Source organism: Albidovulum sediminis (assembly GCF_025380365.1).
Taxonomy (GTDB): domain Bacteria; phylum Pseudomonadota; class Alphaproteobacteria; order Rhodobacterales; family Rhodobacteraceae; genus Albidovulum; species Albidovulum sediminis.
Genome location: NZ_JAOCQF010000001.1, coordinates 1,009,580 through 1,033,373, shown reverse-complemented (window position 1 = coordinate 1,033,373; position 23,794 = coordinate 1,009,580). Strand labels below are relative to the sequence as shown.

The following is a 23,794-nucleotide window of genomic DNA, read 5'->3' as shown; positions in this document are numbered from 1 at the left end:
CTGGGGCGGAATGCGCTATTCGGCAGGCCCGAGGCCGATCTCGCCGCGTGCGCCGAAAGCGGGCTGGGTCTCCCGCGCGGGGATGTCGGCCAGGGTGCGGAGCCACGCCTGCGCGGACCGTGACCAGTACTGGTCTGACGGGACCAGAGCGTCGCGCTGACGGATTGCTCCGACGGGCAGGGCGACGACTTTCGGTTGCGGCCCGACGGGGGCGGAATAGACCGGTGTGCCGCAGTCGGGACAGAACGTCTGTTCCCGCTCATTTCCGCTCTCGCCGGTCTTGACGTAGCGCTTCAGCCGCCCCGCCAGCAGGCGAAATGTCCCCTCTGCCGCAGGCACGACCGTCCGGAACGCCGACCCCGAAAGCGTCTGGCAGTCGGTGCAATGGCAGATCACCACTTTCGCGGGATCGACCTCGGCCTCAAAACGGACCGAACCGCAGTGACAGCGTCCATCGACTTTCATCCTGACCTCATTGCCTTGGCCCACCAGCATCGCTTCCGCAGGTTCTGCAGATTGTTCACGACCATCATCGTCGCTTGGCGCTGCCCTGCCAACATTCCCTTGATGGCATCCCGCGCCTGATCGCGCGGGACACCATCGTGTTCAGGCGAGCAGTTTCGAACCGGCGGCGCAGACCGCGCGAACAAGGCCACGAAGCCAGCGATGCGCCTCGTCGCCATCCATGCGGGGGTGCCAAAGCATCGAGATGGTGAAGGGCGCGACCCCGAACGGCAGGTCAAAGCCGTGCAGGCCCTTGCGCAGACCCTCGGTGTGCCGTTCCGGAACCGTGGCGATCAGGTCGGTGTCGCGCACCAGCGACAGCGCGGTCGAGAAGCCGCTGACGACCGTGGCAATCCGGCGCTCAAGCCCCGCGGCGCGCGCGGCTTCGTCGATCTCGTTGCTGTGCAGGCCGCGCCTGAGAATGTGGATGTGAGAGGCCTGCAGGAAGGTTTCCGCGGTCACGGGCCCCGCCGCAAGCGGATGGTCGCCCCGGACCACGCCGATCCATCGGTCGCGGAACAGCGGCGTGGCACGCAATTCGGGCGCCGTTCCGGCATCGATGACGCCGGTTTCGAGGTCGACCTCACCTTCGCGCAATGGTGCGCTTTCCTTGTCGGGCTTGGTCAGGAACCGGAGCGTCACGCCGGGCGCCTGTGCGGCGACCAGCGCCAGAAGCTTCGGGCCGAAGGTCTCGGTGAAGCCTTCGCTGCTGCGCAGGACGAAGCGGCGCGATAGCCGGGTCAGGTCCAGCGCCACGGCCGGTCGCAGCACGGCCTTCGCGCCCTCGACGATCGGACCGACCTGTCCGCGAAGCTCGATGGCACGCGGCGTCGGCACGAGGCTGCGGCCCGCCCGCACCAGAAGCGGATCGCCCGTCACCTCGCGCAACCGCGCCAAGGCCCGGCTCATCGCCGACGGGCTGAGATGCAACCGCCGCGCCGCACCCGCGACGCTGCCTTCGGACAGGAGGACATCGAGCGTCAGCAGAAGGTTCAGGTCGGGCATCTCGGGCCTTTCCATACATGGCGTCGGGCGCAACTATTAGATGCTAACGCTGCGCGTTCCGCAATGGTCCGCCGAAGGCTAGATCTCCGGGATCATCAACCAAGGAGACCAAGATGCCACCCCGCTTCGCTCCCGTCCTGTTCGGGTTCGTCCTCTCTGGGCTCATGTCCCTCATCGTGTCCGGGGTCGCGACCCTGCGCAACGCCGGGCCTGTCGAGGAGTTTGCCTCTCTCTGGTTCGCAGCATGGCTGCCGTCGTGGTTCATCGCCTTCCCGACCGTCCTCGTTGTGGCGCCGTTTGCGCGCCGCCTGGTGGGAAGGCTCGTCAAGACACCAGCGGCCCTGGTGCGATGATGTCGGAGACCGTATCTGCCGACAAGGTCCAGCACTGGCCGCGGCTTGCTGCACTGTCGCTCGCGATGCTGCTTCCCTCTCTGGGGACCAGCATCACGAACGTCGCCCTGCCGTCGCTGTCGAGGTGGTTTCACGCGCCAATGTCCGAGGTTCAGTGGGTCGTGATCGCCTATCTCCTCGCCGTCACCAGCCTGATTGTCGGTGCAGGTCGTCTCGGCGATCTGGTCGGACGCCGCCGCCTGCTCCTGACGGGCATGGCCCTCTTTTCTGCCGCCTCGGCGATCTGCGCCCTGTCGCCCAGCCTTTCTGTCCTCATCGCGGCCCGAGCCGTGCAGGGCGCGGGCGGTGCGGTCATGATGACCTTGACGGTCGCGATGGTCGGCGACCTCGTGCCGAAGGATCGCACCGGCAGCGCCATGGGATTGCTCGGGACGGTGTCGGCCGTCGGGACGGCGCTTGGCCCCACGATGGGAGGGGCGCTGATCGCGGCCTGGGGCTGGCCGTCGGTGTTCGCGGCTCTCGCTGCGATGGGCGTCGTGACCGTTCTCGCCGGCGGCGTTCTGTTTCCGGGGGATGTGAAGGCGGCACGACCGTCGACCCGGTTCGATCTGCCGGGGCTGTTCCTGCTGGCGCTCTCGCTTGGCACCTTCTCGGCGGCCTTCACACTGGGCGGCCGGATGCCCGGCCTCGCGTCGCTTGGACTTTCCGTCGTCTCGGCCCTTGCCTTCGCCGCCTTTGTCCGGACCGAGGCCCGGGCACAGGCACCGCTTGTTCGTCTGGATCTTCTGCGTGACCGTACCCTCGGCACGGGTCTGGCATCGCTGATGCTGGTCTCGGCCATCGTGATGGCGACGCTGGTCGTCGGCCCGTTCTACCTGAGCGGAGTCCTGGGCCTCGACCCGGTCGAGGTCGGGATGGTGATGTCCATCGGCCCGGCCGTCGCCGCCGTGACGGGCGTTCCGGCAGGTCGCCTGGTCGATCGGACGGGCTCGTTTCCCGTGATCGTCGGCGGGCTTCTTGCGGTGATGCTCGGCTCGCTTCTGCTCACCATTCTGCCGTGTTCGTTCGGAGCTGGCGGCTATGCGGCAAGTCTCGTCGTCATCACCTTCGGCTACGCGATGTTCCAGGCCGCCAACATGACCGCGATCATGCAAACCACCACAAGCGACCAGAGGGGCGTCACATCCGCCCTGCTGGGGCTGGCGCGGAACATGGGACTGATCTGGGGGGCATCTGCGATGGCGGCGACCTACACGATGGGACCGAAGGTGGCCCAGGCCATCGGGTTCGGCGCGGGCGGCGGCGCCGGACTCATCGCGACCTTCGCGCTGTCGGCGGGTCTCGCCGGTGTCGCTTTGGGGGCCGCCTTCTGGGCAGGGCGCCGCGGCTGATTCTCGCGGAGCGAAGCGCGTGGGCTCCCGGAACAGCCGGGCTGACGGAAACCAATCTGCGCCGCCTGCTTCGCCACCCGAACGCCGCGAACAACCCGATCGCGTGTGCCTCCTGCAATGGCTGGTCCCCGTGACGCGGGGACACCCTTTCAGCCCCGATGGAGGCAGCGAGCGTCGCGTTCGAGGTGCTGGTGACTGCCGTCACCTCGGTGCCGAAGTGCCTGGCGATCTGGACGGCAGCCGTGCCAACGGCCCCCGAGACGCCTGCGACCAGAACCCGGACACCGCGCATGACCCCTGCCTTGTCGCGCAGAAACGTGAGCGCGGTAACACCGCCGAACGAAAGCGACGCGACTTCCTCGAACGTGAGGTCCGCGGGTTTGCAGGCGATTGCCCGCCATCGGGCATTTGGCTGGCATGTTCCAGGGAGATGAGCGCGGTCGGCATCTGGATCGCACTTGACGCTGAGACCGCAGTATAAGCTTGCCTGCTTCTGGCGCGAGCGACGTATCATTTGAGATCCGGCTAGGGCTGCGCGACAACGTTCTTCAATGATCTACCTTCGGTGCGTCGCGGCTGCGTGCAGCCGTCAGCGCAACTTCATAAGAGTCAGCGCCAGTGCCGCCGTCTCGCTCGCGTCGAGTTTGTCCGCGAAATGCGCCACGATGGCCCGGCGATAGATCGGCCACATGCTTCGCAGCAGCGCGCATCCTTTTTCAGTGACCTTGAGCACTTGTCCGCGACCGTCCTTCGGACACTCCTCGCGCTCGATGTAGCCCGCCTTCTTCAGCCGGTCGGTCAGTCGCGACAAGTTGTATTGCGCGAGGAGCATCCGCTCCTGGAGTTGATAGGGTCGCAGGCCTTCCGGTTTGGCACGCTCCAACTCAAGAAGTGCATCGTACCAGGAAAGCGGGGGAAACCCCGCCGCCTTCAGATCGGCCTCGACCCGGGACAGAACGACCTGTGATACGCGCACGAGGCGCGCCCAAGCCGTGGCCGCCTCCTCGGAGAGTATGCAAACCTCGCTCTGCATGCCGCTTCTTACCAACAAGATGCACCTACATCAAGATTGACACTGCATGCATGTGCATGTATCGATCGATGCAGTTGCATCAAGGAGGCGTCCCATGCCGATCGAACCCAACGTCGCACCCTTCGCGGTCACGCTGTTGTGCGTCGCCCTCGGCGTCATGTTTCTCGCCCACAGTCTCGTCCTGAAGCTCGTGATCTTCACCTTGCCCGGCACCGCACAGTTCTTCGTGTCGATCGGCCTGCCGGGCTGGTTCGCGTATGCCGTATTCGCAATCGAGGCGATCGGCGGCGCGCTTCTGGTCCTTGGCATCCATGCCCGCTGGGTGGCGCTGGCGCTCGTGCCGATCCTGGCCGGCGCGACCTGGGCTCACGGGGGGAACGGCTGGATGTTCGGTTATGAGAACGGCGGCTGGGAGTATCCGCTCTATCTCACGCTTCTGGCGGTCTGCCAGTTCCTGCTTGGCGACGGCCGCTACGCCCTCATTCCCTCTCGCCCTGTCGTCGAACTGTTTCCCGGTTTCGCCGGAGGGCAGCGGCCATGAACACCTTGACGCTTGTCAGCCACCATCTGTGCCCCTACGTCCAGCGCGCGGCGATCGCGCTGGTCGAAAAGGAGGTTCCGTTCGAACGAATCTCCGTGGACCTTTCCGACAAGCCGGACTGGTTCCGTGCCCTGTCTCCGCTGGGCAAGGTGCCGCTGCTCAAGGTGGCGCTGGACGGCCAAGATGCTGTGATCTTCGAGTCCGCCGTCATCCTCGAATATCTCGAGGAGACGCAGGCGCAATCGCTGCACCCGGCGGATCCTCTCCAGCGGGCCCGTCACCGCTCATGGATCGAGTTCGGCTCGCAAGTCCTGAACGGCATCGCCCGCTTCTACAATGCGAGAACGGATGAGGCTCTGGACGACGAAGCGAGGGCCTTGGCCCGCATGTTCGTGCGTCTCGAGGCGGAGCTGGGCGAAGGGCCCTGGTTCGCCGGTCAGGACTTCAGTCTGGTGGACGCCGTATACGGACCGATCTTCCGCTATTTCGACGCATTCGATCAGATCGCCGACTTCGGCATTCTCACCGACAAGCCGAAGACCGCTGTGTGGCGGAAGGCGTTGGCGGAGCGGGCCTCGGTTCGCGACGCGGTCGCTCCAGACTATCCTGAGCGCCTCTTGAAGTTTCTTCGTGATCGCAGGAGTGCAGTTTCTCGCCGGATCCCGGGAGTCTCGCACCCCGCAGGATGAAGCATCAGCGGCCAGCTTCGTCCCATCATGGACGAGATCACAGGGCCAGCATGAACAGAAGGATCGCGAGCGCGCCGGCGCCGTGCCGGATCGCCGTGCGGGCGAACGACGATCCCGCGAGCGCGGGGAACCCCCACATATGCCGCTGCGTCAGGGCATGCTAGCATGCGGCATGAAACCACTGGGCCGCGGCCGCATCGTGCTTTGGGAGGGCGCCAGTCTCTGGGCGTTCGAAGTGCCGCGCGCACCGACGGCACGGCACAGCACCCAGCCACATGCCCATCACGCCCTGCAGTTCACCCTCTCGGCGGGTGGCGAGTTCACGTTCCGCATCGGAACGGAATCTGCCAGCGGTCCGGCCGTGCTGATCGGGCCCGACGTGTCACATGTCTATCAGGCGGTGGGCCGCAACGTGATCCTCTTCGTCGAGCCCGAAAGCCGGCTGGGCGCCGCGCTCCTGCGCAAACTGGCTGGGCGTCGGTTTCTTCGTTCCGACCCGGAACCTTTTGCCGACCTCGCATTCGGCCTGACCTGCATCTGGGCTGACCATCGTCCTGACGAGCAGACGCTGGTGACATTGGGAAAGGCCATCTCCGACAGGTTGGCGGAAACCGTACCGATGGCTTCGGATGTCCGCGTCCACTGGCACATGCTGCGCTGGGGGCTGCGCCAGCGTGACGCGAAAGAGGTGGCTGGACAGGTCCTGCGCATCGCGGGCGCCGCCACGAAGACCGCCGTCGGCCTGGTTCCGATCGGCAACACCGGTGGCGCGAACGTCAGCCCGCTGAAACCGATGCCGGTGCCGGAAGACCTCGCGAAAACTCTTGCCGCCACCGGGCAGGCGCCCATCCGGCGCCAGCATGCCGAACATCGGCCGAACGGGGCCTGACCCGCGGCCCCTGGTTGCCCGCCGGGGCGGTCACCGCCTTTCGCAAAGATCAGCCGATGCGTTCAAGCATCGCCTGCGCGCCGTCGGTATCTCCCGACGCACCTTCACCCTCACCGGAGTCACGCACATGCAAACCCACCTCACCCGCCGAGGCCTCCTGCTCGGCATTCCTTTCGCGCTTTCCGCCTCGGCCCTCTCGGCGGGCCTCTTCTCACAGACCATCCCCGACGACCTCGACCTCGCGTTGCGGCGGTCCACCGACGCAAGCCTCTATACCGTCGAGATCGCCCCCGTGGACCCGTCCGTTCGTCTCGGGAAGATGCACGCCTGGACGCTCGGCCTGACCGACAAGCGCGGAAGGCCGGTGGAGAGCGCCCGCATCGCGATCAGCGGCGGCATGCCCCAGCACGGCCACGGGTTGCCGACCGCGCCAGCCGTGACGCAGACCCTCGGGGAGGGGCGATTCCTGATCGAGGGCATGAAGTTCAACATGCGCGGCTGGTGGGAGATCGACCTGACCATCGACGGCCCGTCCGGCACGGACGCGATCACCTTCAACTTCATTCTGTGAGGCCCTGCCATGCGCCGCACGCTCCACGCCCTGCCGGTTGTTGCAGTCGGCGCCATTGTCTTGGCCATCGGTGCCACCGACCCGGTTGCCTGGAACGAAGAGGAACTCGCTGTCGTCCGCTCCCTTTCGCTCGACGAACTGCCGCCGTTGCCGGCTGATCCCTCCAACCGCGTGGCCGACGACCCGCGCGCGGTGCGGCTGGGCAAGGCGTTCTTTTTCGACACGCGCTTCAGTTCGAACGGGCAGGTGGCCTGCGCCACCTGCCACCAGCCCGATCGCCAGTTTCAGGACGATCGTGCCCTGTCGCTGGGCGTGGGCCGGACCAACCGCCGCGCGATGCCGATTGCTGGCATGGCGTACAGTCCGTTCCTGTTCTGGGACGGGCGCAAGGACAGCCTCTGGGCGCAGGCCCTCGGCCCGCTGGAAAGCGCCGTGGAACACGGCGGCGACCGCACGCAATATGCGCATGTCGTGTCGGCGCACCATGCGGAGGCCTACACGGAAGTATTCGGGCCGCTTCCTCGGCTCGATACGCTGCCGCCACACGCCGGCCCGGTTTCCGATCCGATCGCCGCTGCGGCGTGGGGTTCCATGGATGGGGCTGACCAGCTTGCCGTCAACGACGTCTTCGCCAACATCGGCAAGGCGATCGCCGCCTATGAACGGACGATCCTGCCGCCGGAAACCCGCTTCGACGCATGGATCGCATCGGCTGCGTTTCCCAAGCCGGGACTGCTGACAGAGGACGAAATCGCCGGCCTCCGGTTGTTCATCGGCGAGGCCGGATGCATCAACTGCCACAACGGGCCGCTCCTGACCGACAACCACTTTCACAACACCGGTGTACCTGCCGTCGCCGGCCTTCCGGACGATCGTGGCCGGGTGGCCGGCTCGGCTCAGGTCCTCGACGACCCGTTCAACTGTCTCGGGCCCTACAGCGATGCCAACCCCGTGGACTGTACGGAGCTTCGGTTCATGGCACCCGCCGGCGAAGAGATGCTGAGGGCATTCAAGACGCCTTCACTCAGGGGGGTCGCAAGCCGCTCACCCTACATGCATGCAGGCCAGATCGAGACTCTCGACCAGGTGATCGTCCACTACAGCGCCGCGCAGCGCGCGCCTGAAGGCCTAAGTGAACTCCGGCCGCTCAACCTCGATGAGACGCAGAGACGGTATCTCGGGGCCTTTCTCGCGTCGCTGGACCCAATTCAATGAATTGGTCTTCGCCGCCATGGCGCGAGGCGAGATACCATCGGCGACGGCATAGTCGGAAAGTACCGGGGCAGGTCGGCGGCCTGGGGGGCGGCATGGTGGGGCAGCGGCGGAATATGAAACCTGGCGACCTCCGCCCCACGAAGATCGAAAACCCAGCTGTACCAGCCCGCTCGGTGGATCAGTTGTTGGCGGTCAACGGATCGATGATCTGCGGAACCTCGGTGATGCTGGTGATCGGGATGCCGCTCAGTTCCGCGTGGCGGCGGATGTCGCCCTCGCTTTCGGCAAGGTAGATGCAGAAGGTCTTGTTGGCGGCGACATAGGAATGCTGCCACTGGATGGACGGCCCGATGCTGGCCAGCGCCTGGTTGGAGGCGCGTGCGGCGCCGCAGAGCTCGGTCAGCGAAAAATCCCCGATCCCCGGGATGTTGCGTTCGATCATGAAGCGTTTCATCGGATGACTCCCTCTGGGCTGGTGAAGTCCGGACGCTCGAAGCATGCCCCTCCGGGCGCGAAAGCCCAACTTCATTTTTCTTGAGGCTGCTAAAGCCAGGCTTTACCCTTGCGCGGATCGGGGATGTGCCCCGGGGGGCCTGAGATGGCGCCACTGACGCATCTGAAATCCCTGCAGGCGCTGGAGATGGCGCTGCGCACCGGGTCGCTGAAGGCCGCGGCCGAGCGTCTGGGGATCACGCCGGCGGCGGTCGGCCAACGGATTCGGGCGATCGAGGATCGGCTCGGCACGGTTCTGCTGGAACGGGGGCCCGCAGGGCTGAAGGCCGCGCCGGAGCTGGACGCCGCGATCGCCGATCTGACCCTGGCCTTCGAGGCGCTGGAGCGCGCCACGCTGACGCTTGACCTGCAGCGGGAAAGCGAGATCCACATCGTTGCGGATCCGGACTGGGCCGAACTGTGGCTGCAACCGCGCATCGCGGCATTCCGCACCGAACATCCGAACATCCGGTTCTGCATCAACGGCGAAGGTGACGTGCCGCTGCGTCTGGGATCACCGGATCTCCGCGTGACCTGCGATGACGGCCCCGGTGAGCCGCTTTACAGCGATGTCTTCCTGCCGGTCACCGGCCCTGACAACACGCGCCGGATCGCGGATGGCATTCCTGCACTCCTGATGGAGGGGATGCCGCTGCTTCACCTCAAGGCCCAACGCGACAGGGATGAGGTGCCGGGTTGGGTCGCGTGGTGCCGGAGGTTCGGCCAGCGTGAAAGGGGCGCGGACCGGGGCGTGACCTATCCCAACGCACGGCTGGCCCTGACGGCGGTGCGCACCAACGTGGGTTTTCTCGTCTGCGGCCTGTCGTTCCTGCTGGAGGACCTCGCGGCGGGAACGGTGGAGCTTCCGTTTCCGGCAGCGCAGCACATCCGCGCACCGTACCCTTACCGGCTCGCGCTGCGCGAAGGGGCAGGAAAGCGGCCGCAGGTGGCGCGCTTTCTGGCCTGGCTTCGTGATGCCTCCGGCACCACCGCGTGCGAGATCGAACGATGGGTCAGGCAAGACCCGCCCGGCGTCCGACAGAATTGATCTCGCGAGAGGACATGCAGATGCCGCGACGCCACCCGCTACGACAAGACCGCCGAAAGCTTACTAAGCGTCATCGACATCACCTCGATCCGCCCCTGGCTCCGCCATTTGTCAACATGACCTAGCGAGAGTTTCTTGGGCGCGCCCAAGAAGTGCGTCAAGAATCGTACGAAAAATGAGAACAAGATAGGGATCATTGCGGAAAAAGCGGTGAAATAACGCTGTGGCGCTGCCCTCCGAAGGCAGAGGTCACAGGTTCGAATCCTGTCGGGTGCGCCAATCTTCCCGTGCTGCTCTTCGTTCGCTCTCGGCACAGTCTTCCGGCTCAGTCCGCCTCGATAGGGCCCGGCTCCCCTGCCACGACGTCCCGGAACTCGGCGCGCGCATTGGTGCGCGGGAAGGGTGCGTCCGGAACATCCGTGCCGAGGAAGTCGCAGAGCGGCCCCCAGCCCTGGCGCACATCCATGACGAGCAGGCGGCCCGCAGGGATCGTCGCGCGGACGCGGGCGTTGTGTGCCCGGTAGGCGGCGATCGCGGACGCCTTGTCGGTGTGGTCGCCGAAAGCCGGATCGACCATGGTCGTCCTCAGTGCGCGGAAGAAGGCATCCAGCGCTGGCGGCAACGGCACCTGGTCCAGCACGGTGTGAAACCTGCCGATCGTCGTCGAAAAGCTCGCCCACCAGTCTTCCTCGTCGCGTTCGGTGTGGATCACCCGGGCGGCGGGAAAGGCGACGGATGCCTCGTGCCAGTAGTGCAGGCCCGGCCAGTCGACCTGGCGGGAAAAGCCGGCGTAGATGTCGCCCCAGTCGATCTCCGCGCCGCTCATCGCCGCCATCCAGAGCGCCTGCTGCCGTTCGCTCGCGATGACTTCGTGCATGTGGTGGCAGGGTCCGAAGCCCAGGGATTCGAGTGCGAGCTTCAGCGATTTCGTTCCGCTGCGGCCGAAACCGGACCCGATGATCTTCAGTGTCATGTCCAGTGACCCCTCTTTCGGTGCCAGGTTTGCAATCCGATCCGATGCAATGCTGGACGCGGAAATCCCGCCCGTCGAACGAAGAGATTTCCCCCGCCATGAATGAAATCGAACTGGACCGGATCGACCTGAACCTGCTCGTCACCTTCGACGTGCTGATGTCCGAGCGCAGCGTCACGCGGGCCGCGGACAAGCTGCACAGGACGCCGTCGGCGATCAGCCACGCGCTCAATCGGCTCAGAGAGCAACTGGGCGATCCGCTCATGGTCCGGGTCGGCGACAGGATGGAGCCCGGCCCCTTCGCCCTCGGGTTGATCGACGACGTGCGGCCCATCCTGCGCGAGATCAGGCGGGTTGTCGCACCGCGCATCGGCTTCGAGCCGTCAAGCAGCACGCAGGGCTTCCGCCTGGCGATGCCGGATTTCCCCGGCCTGGTCAGCGCCATCATCGCCCGCGCGCAGGCCGAGGCGCCGGGGGCCCGCTTCGACTGGGTGCCGCTGCCGCGGGAAACGGTGCGGGCGACCGATGCCGGCGAGATCGACCTGGCGATGGTGTTTGGCGGCGAGACCCTTCCTGACGGCCTCGAAGTGCGGGACGTGCCGGAGGAAACGCGCGCCACCTTCCTGCGTGCCGACCATCCCGCGATCCCGAACTGGGGCCCGGACGAAGCGGCGCGATGGCCGCACCTTCAGGTCATCACCGGAAACGCCAGCCGCAGCCCGGCAGAGGCGGCGCATCTGTCGGGCGCCGCGAAGCGCGTCATCGGCGCGCGCAATCCCCACTTTTCGGGCGTGGCCCCGCTGCTCGCGCGCACGGACATGATCGCGACGCTGAACCGGCTCGCCGTCCATGCGGACGTGGAGGCATTCGGCCTTCGCGCCATGCCGCCCGCGATGGCGCAGCCGCCGCTGCGGCTCAGGTTCATCTGGAGCTTCCTGTACTCCAACGACCCGGCGCAGGACTGGATGCGCCGGGTTGCGATGAAGACCTATCTGGAGCAGCAGCGTGCGGCCGAGACGGCCTGAGCCTTCGCGGCCGGGGCGCCCGTTCGCCGGAACCGCCCGGAGAGCAGGCGCCAAAGCGAAAACCGCCCCGAAGGGGGCGGTCTGCGCAGCGGTCCTTGTGCTGGGGTTGGGGTCTACCGGCCCCAGGTACGGATCGGCCCGCAATCCATGTGGACGAAGTTGGAGCGGGAGTACTTGCCGACGCCGCCGGCGTTGCAGGCGGTGGCCGCCTGATACATCTGCGACACCGAGCGCGAGCGCAGGCGCAGGTCCGCCGCCTGTCCCACCATGTGCAGCGAATTGCGCGCGACCCCGCGCGACTTCGACCGCAGCATCGCGTTCGTCGCCGGCGAGCGGTAGCCGGACAGCAGCATGTAGGGTTCCGACACGTCGAGAAGGCGGTGAGAGGCGGCGGCGATGTCGATGGTGCGCGGGTCGATCCGCTTGACATCGTCGCTGCGCCAGTCGCGCATGAAATGGTTGATCTCGTCCAGCGCCTCGGGGATGTAGTCGCCTTCGATCCAGTAGATCAGGTCAAGGCTTTCGCCGGTGCGGCCTGAATACATGCGGATGCGGCGGACATCGCCCGCGCCCTTGAGAAATCCGAAGGCGTTGGCGTAGGTCGGGGCCGCAACGACCGCCGTGGCGGCAAAGGCCGCAAGCAGTCCGCGACGGGTGAAACCGGAAGATCCAGCTGAGTCCATGTGCGCCTGTCCCCAAGCAGTTCGCCGCCTTTACGGCAGCTTGTATTGCGTTCACTTCCCCAAGTGCGCGCACTTTATGGCATGGAATGAGTCACGCGCCAATCGCGCTTTTGTTGCAGGCGCTGAAATGATTCATCCTTCGGCAGGATTTTGCCGATCATCACGTTTGCGCGAGGCGGAGATCAGCTTAATTCCAAACCGTTGCAATTGCGCGACAACCGGGCGCAGGCGGCGTGGCGCCGTCATGGACTTGGGTGCGGAAATCAAACAGACTGCGTGTCATTGCTCAGGAAGGGTTCGAGGGTTTTCATGACCGCACGTCTTCACCGGCACGCCGCCTTGTGCCCGCGCATCATCCTTGTCGTGCTTCTCGGCCTTCTGTCGATCATGCCCTTGCGGGCGGGGGCGGAAATCTCTCCGTTCCGCCAGTCGGTGGCCGAGGCGGCGGGCGACGATCCTGTTCTTGCGGGCTTTTACCGCGACCACGACTATGCGCCGGTCTGGACATCGGCGGCGGATGCGGCACGGCGCGCGGCGCTGTTCATCGCGCTTGACCATGCCGGCGACCACGGCCTGCCGGTATCGAAATACGGGGCCGACCAGTTGCGCGAGGCCTTCGCGCGGATGACCTCGGAACGCCAGCGCGGCCGGCTGGAGGTGGCGCTGTCGCGCGCCTTCCTGGCCTATGCTCATGACGTGCAGACCGGGTTCATCAAGCCCGCATCGGTCGATCCGGGCCTCGTGCGGGCGGTGCCGGAGCGTGACCTGCGCGCGATGCTCGAACAGTTCCTGTCGGCCGAGCCGCACGGGTTTTTCCGCGCCCTGCCGCCGCAGGTGCCGCAATATGCGCAGCTTATGAAGGCGCGGCTGGACCTTGAGCGCGCGGCGGCCGCGGGCGGATGGGGGCCGGCGCTGCGCATCGGCAAGCTGGAACCCGGCGCCGAGGGAGCCCAGGTCGCGGCGCTGCGCGACAAGCTGGTGGCGCTTGGCTACCTGCGCGCCTCCGCCTCTCAGACCTATGACGGCGCCCTGCAGAAGGCGGTCCAGCGCTTCCAGCTAGACAACGGGATGGAGGCCGACGGAGTCGTCGGCGAAGGCACGGTGGAGGAGCTGAACCGGACCCCCGTCGAGCGGCTGAAATCGGTCCTCGTCGCGATGGAGCGGTTGCGCTGGATGAACGGCATCCCGCTTGGCCAGCGCCATATCTGGGTGAACCTGCCCGACTTCACCGCCAAGATCGTCGACGACGGCAAGGTGACGTTCGAGACGGTGACGGTGGTCGGCATGAACCAGGGCGACCGCCGCAGCCCCGAGTTCTCCGACCAGATGGAGTTCATGGTCATCAACCCGACCTGGAACGTCCCGCGCTCGATCGCGACGAAGGAATATTTGCCGATGCTGCAGAAGGACCCGAATTCGGTCCGCCACCTGCGCATCACCGACCGCCGCGGCCGGCCTGTGGATCGCGAGACGGTGGACTTTACCCAGTTCACCCCCGGCAACTTCCCCTTTGCCATGTCGCAGCCGCCTTCGGGCGACAACGCGCTGGGGTTGGTGAAGTTCATGTTCCCGAACCCCTACAACATCTACCTGCACGACACGCCCTCGAAGTCGCTTTTCAAGCGCGAGGTGCGGGCCTTCAGCCACGGCTGCATCCGGCTCGGCAGTCCGTTCGACTTCGCCTATACGCTGCTGGCGCGGCAGAGCGACGACCCGGTCGGGCTGTTCAAGTCCTACCTGCAGACGGGGCGTGAATCGACCCTGCCGCTGGACCGTCCGGTGCCGGTGCACCTCGTCTATTTCACGGCCTGGCCCTCGGCCAAGGGCCGGATCGACTATCGCCGCGACGTCTACGGGCGCGACGGCCGGATTTTCGAGGCGATGCGGGAGGCCGGTCTGGAACTGGCCGAGGTTCAGGGATAAATCCGGGACAGAGGCCCGGAGGACATCGGACGCATGAGCCATTCGCTTGCTGACATCGCCGCGGCCCTGGGGGCCCGGCTGGAGGGCGACGCCACGCTGCGCATCGCGGGCGCGGCCGAACCGGCGATGGCGGGGCCCGCCGACCTGGCGCTGGCGATGGACCCGAAATATGCCGCCGGCCTCGCCAAGGGCGAGGCGCTGGCGGCGGTGCTCTGGGACGGTGCGGACTGGCAGGCGCTGGGGCTGAAAGCCGCGCTTTTCGTGCCGCGCCCGCGCTACGCCATGGCCGGGATCACCCGCGCCCTCGACCCCGGGCCGGAGATCGCGCCCGGCATCCATCCGCTGGCCGTCATCGACCCGACGGCCGAGATCGGCGAGGGCGCGGCGATCGGCCCCTTCGTCCAAATCGGCCGGGGGGCCCGCATCGGCGCCCGCGCCCGCATCGCCGCGCATGTCTCGGTCGAGGCCGAGACGCGGATCGGCGATGACGCGCTGATCCTGCCCGGCGCCTGGATCGGCCCGCGCGTGACGATCGGCGACCGCTTCATCTGCCATCCGAACGCGGTCATCGGCGCCGACGGCTTTTCCTTCGTCACGCCCGAGAAGTCGGGGGCGGAGGAGATCCGCGAGACGCTGGGCCAGCGCGGAGAGATCCGGCCGCAGTCCTGGACGCGCATCCATTCGCTCGGCACGGTCGAGATCGGCGACGACGTGGAGATCGGCGCCACCGCGACCGTCGACCGCGGCACCATCCGCGCCACCTCCATCGGATCGGGCACGAAACTCGACAATCAGGTGCATCTTGGCCACAACGTCACCGTCGGCCGCGACTGCCTGCTTTGCGGCCAGACCGGGATCGCCGGATCGGTGAAGATCGGCGACCGCGTGGTGATGGGCGGACAGGTGGGCGTGGTCGACAACATCTTCGTCGGCGACGACGTCATCGTGGGGGCGGGCTCGCGCGTCATGTCGAACGCGCCGAAGGGGCGCGTGCTGCTGGGCTATCCCGCGATCCGCATGGACACGCAGATCTCGCTCTGGAAACACGTTCGGCGCCTCGCCCGGATGGGCGAGCAGATCCGCGACCTGCGCCTGGCCGTCTTCGGGACGGACAAGGCCAGGGGCGAGGGCGGCGGCGAGGGCGGCGGCGAGGGCAGCCGAAGGGACGAGGGCGATGACGATTGAGGCCGAGGTGATCGCCATCCTGGCGCGCCAGTCGGGCGTGGCGCCCGCGGCCATCGGGCCGGAGACCGGAATCGACGCTCTTGGCCTCGACAGTCTCGGGCTGGTCGAGACGATCTTCGCGCTCGAGGAACGCTTCGGCATCTCCATCCCCTTCGCGCCCGCAGCCGAGGGACGGGAGCGGGACTTCGATCTCTCGACGGTCGCGGGCATCGTTGCGGGGGTGGCAGCGCTGAGGGCGCGGCCGGCCGCTGCATGAAGCGTGTGGTCATCACCGGCGCGGGCACCGTGAACGCGCTGGGGTTGACGGTTCCGGACACGATTGCGGCCCTGGCAGAGGGGCGCTGCGCCATCGGTCCGCTCGACCTTCCCGGCGCCGGGCGCCTTTCGGTGCGGATCGGTGCCGCGGTCACGGGGTTCGACCCGGCGCCGCACCTCAGCCCGCGTCAGATCTCGCTCTGCGACAGGTTTGCCCAGTTCGCGCTCGTGGCCGCGGCCGAGGCGGTGCAGGCGGCGGGGCCGGGCGCGCTCGGACCCGGGGCAGGGGTGATCCTTGGCACCGCGGGCGGCGGGCTCGCCTCCTCCGAGGCCGCCTATCACGCCGTCTTCGCCGAGGGTGCGGCGCGGGTCCATCCCTTCACCGTGCCCCGCCTGATGGCCAGTGCCGCGACCTCGCACCTGACGATGGCCTTCGGGCTGAAGGGGCCGGCCTTCACCGTCTCGACCGCCTGCGCGGCCTCGAACCATGCCATCGGCCTCGCCTTCCAGACCATCCGCGCCGGCGCCGCGCCGGCGATGCTGGCCGGCGGGTCCGAGGCGATGCTGACCTTCGGCGGCATCAAGGCTTGGGAGGGGCTGCGCGTTCTGTCCGAAACCGGCTGCCGCCCGTTCTGCGCCAGCCGCGACGGCATGGTGATGGGCGAGGGCGCGGCCGTCTTCGTGCTTGAGGAGCGTGACCGCGCGCTGGCCCGGGGCGCCCCGATCCTGGCCGAGATCGCGGGTTTCGGCATGACCGCCGACGCGGGCGACATCGTTGCACCCGATCCCGAGGGCGCGGCCGCCGCCATGCGGGCGGCACTAGGGGATGCGGGGCTGGCGCCTTCCGAGATCGGCTACATCAACGCCCACGGCACTGGCACGCCGCTGAACGACCGCAGCGAATGCGCGGCGATCCGCGCGGTGTTCGGCACCGATGCCGGCCGCGTCCCGGTCTCGTCGACCAAGTCGCTGCACGGGCACCTGATCGGCGCGGCGGGCGCGGTCGAACTGCTGGCGGTGCTGCTGGCGCTGGGGCAGGGGGTGATCGCGCCGACCGCCGGGGTGCGGAGCCTCGACCCCGATTGCGCCCTCGATGTCGTCTGCGGACAGGCCCGCCGCGCGCAGGTGGGCGCGGCACTCTCGAACGCCTTCGCCTTCGGCGGCCTCAACGCCGTTCTGGCGCTGAGGGCCGCCTGAACGCAAGACGCCGCCCCTGCGGGCGGCGTCAGCTCCGGCGGGGCCGGGAACGCTGGATCACTTCTGCGCGGTCGCGGCCAGCGCGTCGAAAGCGGCGGTGAACCCTTCGAGCGAGAAGGACGCGGTCACCTGCTTGTCCGGGGCGACGGCGGGGACCATCACCGCGCTGAAGGCCTTGCCCTTCTTCAGCCCGTCAAGTTCGGCCGCCGTCAGCTGGGCGCGGGTGACGCAGCCGCGCTGCGTGCACCACAGATAGGGCAGCCGCTTCGGCGCGGCCCCGTCGACCGAGACCGCGATACCCGCGGGCAGGAGCGAGGCGAGCGGCGCGGAAATCTGGATGAAGGCGGCGGCGTCCTCGCCCTCGGCGGGCAGCAGCACCAGCATGTCGGCCACGCTGTTGCCGTTCTCGTCCTGGACGAGCTGGTACATCTGGCAGGGGTCGGAGCCGTCCTGCGCCTGCAGGCAGCGAACCTGCCAGGAGCCGTGCTCGGACGCGAGATAGCCGTCGATGCCTTCCTCGGCCTCCGCCGGCCGCTCGCTGACCGAGACGCCCGAAGGTGCCGGGGTTTCGGTCGCCGCCGCCGGATCGGGCGCGGTCGTGGTTTCGGGCGCGGTCGTGCCTTCGGTCTGCGCCCAGATCGGGGCCGCAAGCCCTATGGCGGCGACGATGGCCAGCGTTCTGCTCAGGTGGATCATGGTCTTTCCCTGCTTGGTTCGGGGTTCGGCGCGGCTTACCACGCCCGCCGTCCGGTGTCAGGCCTTCGCTTTCCTGACCTGCGAAAAAAGAGGCGGCTTTCCGCTCAGCCGCAGGGGCGGGCCTGGTGGCGCGGACAGGCCGGAGAGGGGCGGGTCGCGGCGGCGCCCAGAAAACGAGAAAAGGGCCCGCAGGCAGGCCCTTTTCCAATTTCATCGCTCCCTGTCGGACTGGCCGACTTTGTCATTGGGCCGAACGCTAGTAACTTCGCCCCGATCCGTCAACAGCAAATCTTGACGCTTATCGAAAAGTTTACAGCCGTGGAAACCGCCCTGCCGGACAGCATCGCGGGCCGCGGTTTCGGGCTGGCACGATGCGGTCAAGCGGGTATTGTCGGGGCAGTCTGGGGGCTTCGGAAGGAGGGTCGCTGTGTTGACCGAGGGCGGCATTTTCGTGGGCGGCGGCGGCGAGGGGCACGCCGTCCCGCAGGAACTTCTCCTGCGCTACGCCAACCGGCACGGGCTCATCGCCGGGGCGACCGGGACGGGCAAGACGGTGACGCTCCAGGTCCTGGCCGAGGGGTTTTCCAAGGCCGGCGTGCCGGTCTTCATGGCCGACGTGAAGGGCGACCTAGCCGGCATCGCGGTCGCGGGGTCGGCGACCCACAAGCTGCACGAGGCGTTCCAGAAACGCTGCGCGACGATCGGCTACGACCTGCACTACGAAGCCTTCCCCACGGTCTTCTGGGACCTCTTCGGCGAACAGGGGCACCCGGTGCGCACCACGGTGTCGGAGATGGGGCCGCTTCTCCTGTCGCGGCTTCTCGACCTCAGCGAGGCGCAGGAGGGTGTCGTGAACGTCGCCTTCCGCCTCGCCGACGAGGAGGGGCTGGCGCTGCTCGACCTCAAGGACCTGCAGGCGATCCTCGTCTGGATCGGCGAGAACGCGGGCGAACTGGCGCTGCGCTACGGTAACGTCGCCCCGGCGACCGTGGGCGCGATCCAGCGCGCGCTGCTGGTGCTGGAAAACCAGGGGGCGGCGAAGTTCTTCGGCGAGCCCGCGCTCGATCTTGCCGACATGATGCGGGTGGGCGCGGACGGGCGCGGGCAGGTCAACATCCTGGCCGCCGACCGGCTGATGGCCTCGCCCCGCCTTTACGCCACATTCCTCCTCTGGCTCCTGTCGGAGCTTTTCGAGGAACTGCCCGAGGTGGGCGACCCGGACAAGCCGAAGTTCGTCTTCTTCTTCGACGAGGCGCACCTTCTGTTCGACGACGCGCCGAAGGCGCTGGTGGACAAGGTGGAACAGGTCGCGCGCCTGATCCGTTCCAAGGGGGTAGGGGTCTACTTCATCACCCAGAACCCCGCCGACGTGCCCGACGACGTGCTGGGCCAGCTTGGCAACCGGGTCCAGCACGCGCTGCGCGCCTTCACCGCGAAGGACCAGCAGGACCTGCGCCGGGCAGCGCAGAACTATCGCCCCAATCCCGCCTTCGACACCGAGACCGCGATCAAGGAGGTCGGCGTGGGCGAGGCGGTGACCTCGTTCCTGCAGGCCAAGGGCGTGCCGGGCATGGTGGAGCGCACGCTGGTGCGTCCGCCGGCCAGCCAGCTTGGCCCGATCACCACGGACGAACGGCGCGGCGTCATCGCCTCCTCCGGGTTCTCGGCGAAATACGACCGCATGATCGACCGGGAGTCAGCCTTCGAGCGGCTGTCGGCGCGGGCCGAGGCGGCGGCGAAGGCGGCCGCGGAGGCCGAGGCGGAGGAAGAGCGGCTGAAGCGGGAGGAGCGCGAGGAGGAGCGCCGCGCGCGCGAGGACCGGCGCTACGACGACCGCACGACGGGCCGTTCGACCACCCGCCGACGCAGCTCCCGGCAGTCGGATTCCGTGATCGAAACCTTCGGCAAGAGCGTCGCGCGCCAACTGGGCACGAAAACCGGCCAGGCGATCGTGCGCGGCATCCTCGGCTCGCTTTTCAAGTCACGCTGAGAGGCAGGCTGTGGGGGCCGGCTAGGGGGGCAGGCGGGGTTTTCCGCGCCCGCCCGCCGGTCCGGGCGCTAAAGCGGGCGGATCTTCAGCCGGGTGATGCGGTTTTCCTTGCGGCTTGCCACCTCGAAGCGGAAGCCGTGGAACGAAAACACCTGCCCCTCGGTCGGGATCATCTGCGCCTCGTGGATGACGAGGCCGGCGATGGTGTTGGCCTCCTCGTCCGGGAGCGACCAGTCCATCGCGCGGTTGAGGTCGCGGATCGTCATCGCGCCGTCCACCGCCACCTCGCCGTTCTCGGCCGCCTTGATCGGGTGTTCGGCGTCGATGTCGAATTCGTCGGCGATCTGGCCGACGATCTCCTCGAGGATGTCTTCGAGCGTGATCAGGCCGCGCAGTTCGCCATATTCGTCCACGACAAGGGCGAAGTGGCTGCGTCGCTTGAGGAATTCGCGCATCTGTTCGTCCAGCGGCGTGGTTTCGGGGACGAAATAGGGCTTCATCGCCACCGCCAGGATGTCGAGGTCCTTCAGCGCGACGAGGGTGCCGTCGCCGCCGCGCAGGGTCTTGTCGACCGCGCGCAGGAGATCCTTGGCGTGGATCACGCCCAGCACGTTGTCGCGCTCCCCCCGGTAGAGCGGCAGGCGCGAATGCGGCGAGGCGAGGACGGCCGACAGGATCGCGTCGGGGGCGGCGTCAAGGTCGATCATCTCGATCTTGGAGCGGTGGCGCATTACCTCCTCCACCGTGCGGTCGGAGAGGTCGAGCGCGCCCAGAAGCCGGTCGCGGTCCTCCTTCTGCACCGCGCCTTCGGAATGGCCGAGCGCGAGGGCACCCGCGATCTCCTCGCGCAGCGACAGGATGTGGCTGTCGGGGTCGGTGCGCACGCCGAAGGCCATCAGCATCAGCCGCACCAGCAGGCGGATCATCGAGACGACCGGAGAGAGCAGGATCACCACCATGCGGATCGGGCGGGCGACGATCGAGGCGGCGGTCTCGGGCATGGTGATCGCCCAGGTCTTGGGCAGCACCTCGGAGAAGATGAGGACGAGCGCGGTCATCACCAGCGTCGCCAGCGCCACGCCGCTGTCGCCGAAGATGCGCGTCAGCAGCGCGGTGGCGAGCGAGGCCGACAGGATGTTGACGACGTTGTTGCCCAAGAGCACCGCGCCGATCAGCCGCTCGTTGTCCTCGGTCACCCGGAGGGCGACCGCTGCGCCCTTGCTGCCGCGGTCGGCCTGCGCCCGAAGCTTCCCGCGCGAGGCCGCCGTCAGCGCGGTCTCCGAGCCGGAGAAGAAGGCCGATAGCATCAGAAGGACGGCGATACCGCCGGTCGTGAGCCAGAAGGCGGTGTCGAAGGGGGATACGGGTTCCATGGATTTTCCTGTGTGACCGGTCCTTTATGGGATGCCGCCCGGTCCGGTTCAAGCGTCCCGCGCCAGCGGGTGATGGTCAAGCACCAGCGCCCTCAGCCGTTCGTCGAGGACATGGGTATAGATTTCCGTGGTTGACACGTCGGCATGGCCCAGAAGCGTCTGGATCGTGCGCAGGTCCGCGCCGCCGGCCAGAAGATGCGTCGCGAAGGCGTGGCGCAGCTTGTGCGGCGAGACGCGGGCGGGCGGGATGCCGGCGCGCACCGCGATGTCCTTGAGGAGCGCGTGGAACGCCTGCCGCGTCAGGTGCCCGGCGGCGCCTGCGGAGGGGAAGAGGTGGCGCGAGGGTTGGGCGCGCCGAGCGATCCGGGCCGCCTCTTCCTCGGCGTCGCGGTGCCCGAGCCAGGCGGACAGCGCCGCGCGGGCGGGGGCGGAGAGCGGGACCATCCGTTCCTTCCCGCCCTTGCCGCGGACCAGCAGCATGCGCGGGTCGCCGCGCGCGGCGGCGACGGGGAGCGCGACCAGTTCGCTCACCCGCATCCCGGTCGCATAGAGCACCTCGAGCAGGCAGGCGTTGCGCAGACGCTCCGCCCCGGTGCGGCCATGGCCGGCGGCGGTGGCCAGCAGCGCGTCGACCTCCGCGGTGGTCAGCGTGCCGGGCAGGCGCCGGTCGCGGCCGGGGCCGGAGAGGCGGATCGCCGGGTTGTCGGTGCGCCAGCCGTCCTCGTACGCGAAGCGGTAAAGTTGCCGGATCGCCGACAGGCGGCGTGCGCGCGTGGCCTTCGACAGGCCCTGCGCGTCGCAGGAGACGAGGTAGGATTCGATGTCGCCCTGTCCGGCGCGCTCGAAGTCGAGCCCGCGGTGCGCCAGCCAGCCGGCGAAGTCGCGCAGGTCGCGCCCGTAGGCGAGAAGGGTGTTGCGCGCGGCGCCGCCCTCGGCCGCCTGCGCTTCGAGGAAAGCGGAGATGCGACGCTCCATCGCCTCAGCCGCGCCGTTCGAGGAGAAGGAGTTCCAGCCCGGCCCGCCGCGCCACCGATTCAAGCCCGACATGGCGCAGCAGGTAAAGCCCCGCGGTGACGTCGCGCAGGTCGCCCCGCGCGCCGTCGGTGATATCGCCGATGGCGATCAGCAGCGCCTCGCCCAGGCGGTTCTCGGCAACCAGGCGGGCATAGCTTTCGCTCAGGCGCGCGCCGCGGGAAAACGCGGCCTTGACCGCGCCCGCGACCGGATCGGGTGGGGTGATGCCGTCGAGGTCGCCGCGGGCGATGCCGATCAGGAAGGGCTCGATCCCGCCAAGCGGCGTGCGGTCGCGGGCAATGCGTTCGTAGTCGGGCGAGAGGAGCCCGATCCGGAAGGCCAGGGCGCCCGCCGCCCCGGTCAGCGGCAGCTGCGACAGGTCGGCCCCGAAGAGCGTGGCGAAGGGCACCTCAAGCTCGCTCCGCTCCATATGGCGCCAGACTTCGGGCAGAGCGGCGGCGACCGCGACGGGGTCCTGCGCGGAGATCGCGGTGTCGAACCGCTGCACCGCCTCGACCCGGTCCCAGACCCCGCCCGAGGCGGCGGCCTGCCGTTCGGTGTAAAGGCCGAGCAGCCGGTTGGCCTCGATCGCGCCGGTGCGCGCCAGCCGTTCGGCCGCCTCGAGCCGCGTCTTCCAGCCCGCGTTGGAGCGCAGGTCGGATTGCGCGAAGGCGACCGGCAGCGTCGTCGTCTGCATCGGTTCCCCGATCGCCTCCATCAGGCGCAGCACCAGCGGCGAGGGGCGTTGCGGCACCGGGATCGGCGGCTCGCCCTCGTAAAGCTCGGGGTCGAGGAAGCGGGCCAGCAACTCGCCCATCTCGGGCGTGACATAGCCCAGCGCCTCGCCGGTCCTGAGCGACAGCGCCGCCGCGTTCCAGTCGCCGCCGCGCGCCAGGCAGAAGACACGGGCGGGGAAGGTGGGGGCGATCTCGGGCGTTTCCCGCATCACCTCGCAGGCGCGGTCCTCCTGCCCGGTCAGGAGCGCAACGTCGAACCAGCGGCGGAACGGCTCCGGCGCCTGGATCGCCGGACCCTCCAGCATCGACAGCGCCGGGTCGAGCGCGCCGAGGTCCAAGAGCCGGTCGATGCGGGCCAGGTAGACAAGGCCGCGGCCGTCCGAATCCGCGGGCGGATCCAGTTCGGCCAGCAGGAGCGCATAGAGAAGCCCCTGGATCGCCGGCAGGGTGTCGATCCGCTCCTCTCGCAGAAGCCGGGCCAGATCCTCGCTGGTGCTGGTGCCCCAGAGCGTGCGCGGCAGCCCCGTCGTCGCGACGGGCAGCAGGCCGATGGCGTCGGGGTTGGGCCCATCGATGACGGTGGTGACGATCTGCGCGGGTGCCGCACCCGCCGCCACCGGCGCCTCTCCGGCGGCCGCGATCTCGCCGGGGCCGGGGCCGGGCGTCTGCACCGTGCGCGACAGCCAGTCGATCGCCGAAAGCGGCGCCTCCGCACCGGCCGCGGCCGGCAAAAGCCCCGCCAGCAGCCCCGTTAGCAGCCCCGCCAAAACCGGGCCGCGGGCCAGCCTATCCGCCCACATTCAGTTCGACCGGTTCACGGATGTCCTGCCGTGCGGGCGACATGTCGCCGAGATAGGCGTAGCCCACGAGCCCGGCAAAACCGAGCACCGTCAACGTCGCCAGCACCTTCAGTATCCGTATCATGCGTCCTGCCTATCTTCTGCCCGTGCCCCGTTCGCGGGGTCTTCGGCAAAGATTATATATGGCTTTTCGCGCGAGTTCACGCCATTGA

The 23,794-nt window shown here is 68.1% G+C and carries 25 protein-coding genes and 1 pseudogene; 15 read left to right on the top strand and 11 right to left on the bottom strand.

Annotated elements, in window-relative coordinates; genetic code table 11:
* Positions 1-15: 15 nt before the first annotated feature.
* A complete protein-coding gene (locus N5I32_RS05090) occupies positions 16-465 on the bottom strand; it encodes a GFA family protein (RefSeq protein WP_261494312.1) in 450 nt (149 codons plus the stop codon).
* Positions 466-606: 141 nt separating this feature from the next.
* Positions 607-1,509, bottom strand: coding sequence for a LysR family transcriptional regulator (locus tag N5I32_RS05085; RefSeq protein ID WP_261494311.1), 903 nt, complete (start codon positions 1,507-1,509; stop codon positions 607-609).
* 113 nt (positions 1,510-1,622) lie between these two features.
* Between N5I32_RS05085 and N5I32_RS05080 the strand changes: the two genes are divergently transcribed.
* Both N5I32_RS05080 and N5I32_RS05075 read left to right on the top strand, forming a co-directional pair.
* Positions 1,623-1,862: a DUF2798 domain-containing protein gene (locus N5I32_RS05080; RefSeq protein WP_261494310.1), complete on the top strand. Its 240-nt coding sequence runs from the start codon at positions 1,623-1,625 to the stop codon at positions 1,860-1,862.
* The gene (locus N5I32_RS05075) at positions 1,862-3,253 is read left to right on the top strand and encodes an MFS transporter (RefSeq protein ID WP_261494309.1); all 1,392 of its coding nucleotides are present in this window, start codon (positions 1,862-1,864) and stop codon (positions 3,251-3,253) included. The genes N5I32_RS05080 and N5I32_RS05075 overlap by 1 nt, the downstream gene beginning before the upstream one ends.
* Before the next feature lie 589 nt (positions 3,254-3,842).
* Here N5I32_RS05075 and N5I32_RS05070 read toward each other — a convergent pair.
* On the bottom strand, positions 3,843-4,286 hold the full coding sequence (locus tag N5I32_RS05070) for a MarR family winged helix-turn-helix transcriptional regulator (RefSeq protein ID WP_261494308.1): 444 nt from the start codon (positions 4,284-4,286) through the stop codon (positions 3,843-3,845).
* A 94-nt stretch (positions 4,287-4,380) separates the two neighbouring features.
* Here N5I32_RS05070 and N5I32_RS05065 point away from each other — a divergent pair, with 94 nt between their 5' ends.
* The 5 genes from N5I32_RS05065 (at position 4,381) to N5I32_RS05045 (ending at position 8,191) form a co-directional block, all read left to right on the top strand.
* Positions 4,381-4,827 (top strand): DoxX family protein, encoded by a 447-nt coding sequence (locus tag N5I32_RS05065; RefSeq protein ID WP_261494307.1) that lies wholly within the window; start codon positions 4,381-4,383, stop codon positions 4,825-4,827.
* Positions 4,824-5,516 carry a glutathione S-transferase family protein gene (locus N5I32_RS05060; RefSeq protein ID WP_261494306.1) on the top strand — a complete coding sequence of 231 codons (693 nt, stop codon included), beginning with the start codon at positions 4,824-4,826 and terminating at the stop codon, positions 5,514-5,516. Before N5I32_RS05065 ends, N5I32_RS05060 begins: the two co-directional genes overlap by 4 nt.
* A gap of 172 nt (positions 5,517-5,688) precedes the next feature.
* The gene (locus N5I32_RS05055) at positions 5,689-6,405 is read left to right on the top strand and encodes a DUF3703 domain-containing protein (RefSeq protein ID WP_261494305.1); all 717 of its coding nucleotides are present in this window, start codon (positions 5,689-5,691) and stop codon (positions 6,403-6,405) included.
* Between the two features lie 127 nt (positions 6,406-6,532).
* Positions 6,533-6,976 carry a FixH family protein gene (locus N5I32_RS05050; RefSeq protein WP_261494304.1) on the top strand — a complete coding sequence of 148 codons (444 nt, stop codon included), beginning with the start codon at positions 6,533-6,535 and terminating at the stop codon, positions 6,974-6,976.
* 9 nt (positions 6,977-6,985) lie between these two features.
* A complete protein-coding gene (locus tag N5I32_RS05045) occupies positions 6,986-8,191 on the top strand; it encodes a cytochrome-c peroxidase (RefSeq protein WP_261494303.1) in 1,206 nt (401 codons plus the stop codon).
* A 178-nt stretch (positions 8,192-8,369) separates the two neighbouring features.
* Here N5I32_RS05045 and N5I32_RS05040 read toward each other — a convergent pair whose 3' ends face one another.
* Complete coding sequence (locus tag N5I32_RS05040) at positions 8,370-8,645, bottom strand: DUF4242 domain-containing protein (protein WP_261494302.1); 276 nt, start codon at positions 8,643-8,645, stop codon at positions 8,370-8,372.
* 144 nt (positions 8,646-8,789) lie between these two features.
* Between N5I32_RS05040 and N5I32_RS05035 the strand changes: the two genes are divergently transcribed.
* The gene (locus tag N5I32_RS05035; RefSeq protein WP_261494301.1) at positions 8,790-9,731 is read left to right on the top strand and encodes a LysR family transcriptional regulator; all 942 of its coding nucleotides are present in this window, start codon (positions 8,790-8,792) and stop codon (positions 9,729-9,731) included.
* Positions 9,732-9,755: 24 nt separating this feature from the next.
* Positions 9,756-9,851, top strand: a pseudogene (locus N5I32_RS05030) (IS5/IS1182 family transposase); the annotation flags it as partial.
* Between the two features lie 205 nt (positions 9,852-10,056).
* Here N5I32_RS05030 and N5I32_RS05025 read toward each other — a convergent pair.
* Complete coding sequence (locus N5I32_RS05025; RefSeq protein ID WP_261494299.1) at positions 10,057-10,704, bottom strand: sulfotransferase family protein; 648 nt, start codon at positions 10,702-10,704, stop codon at positions 10,057-10,059.
* A 98-nt stretch (positions 10,705-10,802) separates the two neighbouring features.
* Here N5I32_RS05025 and N5I32_RS05020 point away from each other — a divergent pair, with 98 nt between their 5' ends.
* Entirely contained in the window at positions 10,803-11,729 is a 927-nt protein-coding gene (locus tag N5I32_RS05020) for a LysR family transcriptional regulator (protein WP_261494298.1), read from the top strand.
* 113 nt (positions 11,730-11,842) lie between these two features.
* Here the strand turns inward: N5I32_RS05020 and mepK are convergent, their stop codons facing one another.
* Complete coding sequence (mepK, locus tag N5I32_RS05015) at positions 11,843-12,412, bottom strand: peptidoglycan L,D-endopeptidase MepK (protein WP_261494297.1); 570 nt, start codon at positions 12,410-12,412, stop codon at positions 11,843-11,845.
* 309 nt (positions 12,413-12,721) lie between these two features.
* Here mepK and N5I32_RS05010 point away from each other — a divergent pair, with 309 nt between their 5' ends.
* From N5I32_RS05010 to N5I32_RS04995, 4 genes are read left to right on the top strand one after another with little or no spacing between them, the layout of a single operon-like run.
* Entirely contained in the window at positions 12,722-14,335 is a 1,614-nt protein-coding gene (locus N5I32_RS05010; protein WP_261494296.1) for a L,D-transpeptidase family protein, read from the top strand.
* A 33-nt stretch (positions 14,336-14,368) separates the two neighbouring features.
* Positions 14,369-15,520: a UDP-3-O-(3-hydroxymyristoyl)glucosamine N-acyltransferase gene (gene lpxD / locus N5I32_RS05005; RefSeq protein WP_261494295.1), complete on the top strand. Its 1,152-nt coding sequence runs from the start codon at positions 14,369-14,371 to the stop codon at positions 15,518-15,520.
* Positions 15,510-15,776 carry an acyl carrier protein gene (locus N5I32_RS05000; RefSeq protein ID WP_261494294.1) on the top strand — a complete coding sequence of 89 codons (267 nt, stop codon included), beginning with the start codon at positions 15,510-15,512 and terminating at the stop codon, positions 15,774-15,776. Before lpxD ends, N5I32_RS05000 begins: the two co-directional genes overlap by 11 nt.
* Positions 15,773-16,972, top strand: coding sequence for a beta-ketoacyl-[acyl-carrier-protein] synthase family protein (locus N5I32_RS04995; RefSeq protein ID WP_261494293.1), 1,200 nt, complete (start codon positions 15,773-15,775; stop codon positions 16,970-16,972). The genes N5I32_RS05000 and N5I32_RS04995 overlap by 4 nt, the downstream gene beginning before the upstream one ends.
* A 57-nt stretch (positions 16,973-17,029) precedes the next feature.
* Here N5I32_RS04995 and N5I32_RS04990 read toward each other — a convergent pair whose 3' ends face one another.
* Positions 17,030-17,668, bottom strand: coding sequence for an invasion associated locus B family protein (locus N5I32_RS04990; RefSeq protein ID WP_261494292.1), 639 nt, complete (start codon positions 17,666-17,668; stop codon positions 17,030-17,032).
* Positions 17,669-18,095: 427 nt separating this feature from the next.
* On the opposite strand from N5I32_RS04990, the gene N5I32_RS04985 reads away from it, so the two are divergent.
* Positions 18,096-19,658, top strand: a complete 1,563-nt coding sequence (locus N5I32_RS04985) for a helicase HerA-like domain-containing protein (protein ID WP_439648177.1) — start codon at positions 18,096-18,098, stop codon at positions 19,656-19,658.
* A gap of 68 nt (positions 19,659-19,726) precedes the next feature.
* Here N5I32_RS04985 and N5I32_RS04980 read toward each other — a convergent pair whose 3' ends face one another.
* The 4 genes from N5I32_RS04980 to N5I32_RS04965 are packed head-to-tail and all read right to left on the bottom strand — an operon-like array spanning position 19,727 to position 23,706.
* A complete protein-coding gene (locus tag N5I32_RS04980) occupies positions 19,727-21,031 on the bottom strand; it encodes an HlyC/CorC family transporter (RefSeq protein ID WP_261494291.1) in 1,305 nt (434 codons plus the stop codon).
* 48 nt (positions 21,032-21,079) lie between these two features.
* Positions 21,080-22,006, bottom strand: a complete 927-nt coding sequence (locus N5I32_RS04975) for a site-specific tyrosine recombinase XerD (RefSeq protein WP_261495934.1) — start codon at positions 22,004-22,006, stop codon at positions 21,080-21,082.
* A gap of 4 nt (positions 22,007-22,010) precedes the next feature.
* Complete coding sequence (locus N5I32_RS04970) at positions 22,011-23,582, bottom strand: hypothetical protein (protein WP_261494289.1); 1,572 nt, start codon at positions 23,580-23,582, stop codon at positions 22,011-22,013.
* Positions 23,569-23,706, bottom strand: a complete 138-nt coding sequence (locus tag N5I32_RS04965; protein ID WP_261494288.1) for a hypothetical protein — start codon at positions 23,704-23,706, stop codon at positions 23,569-23,571. Before N5I32_RS04965 ends, N5I32_RS04970 begins: the two co-directional genes overlap by 14 nt.
* Positions 23,707-23,794: the final 88 nt, after the last annotated feature.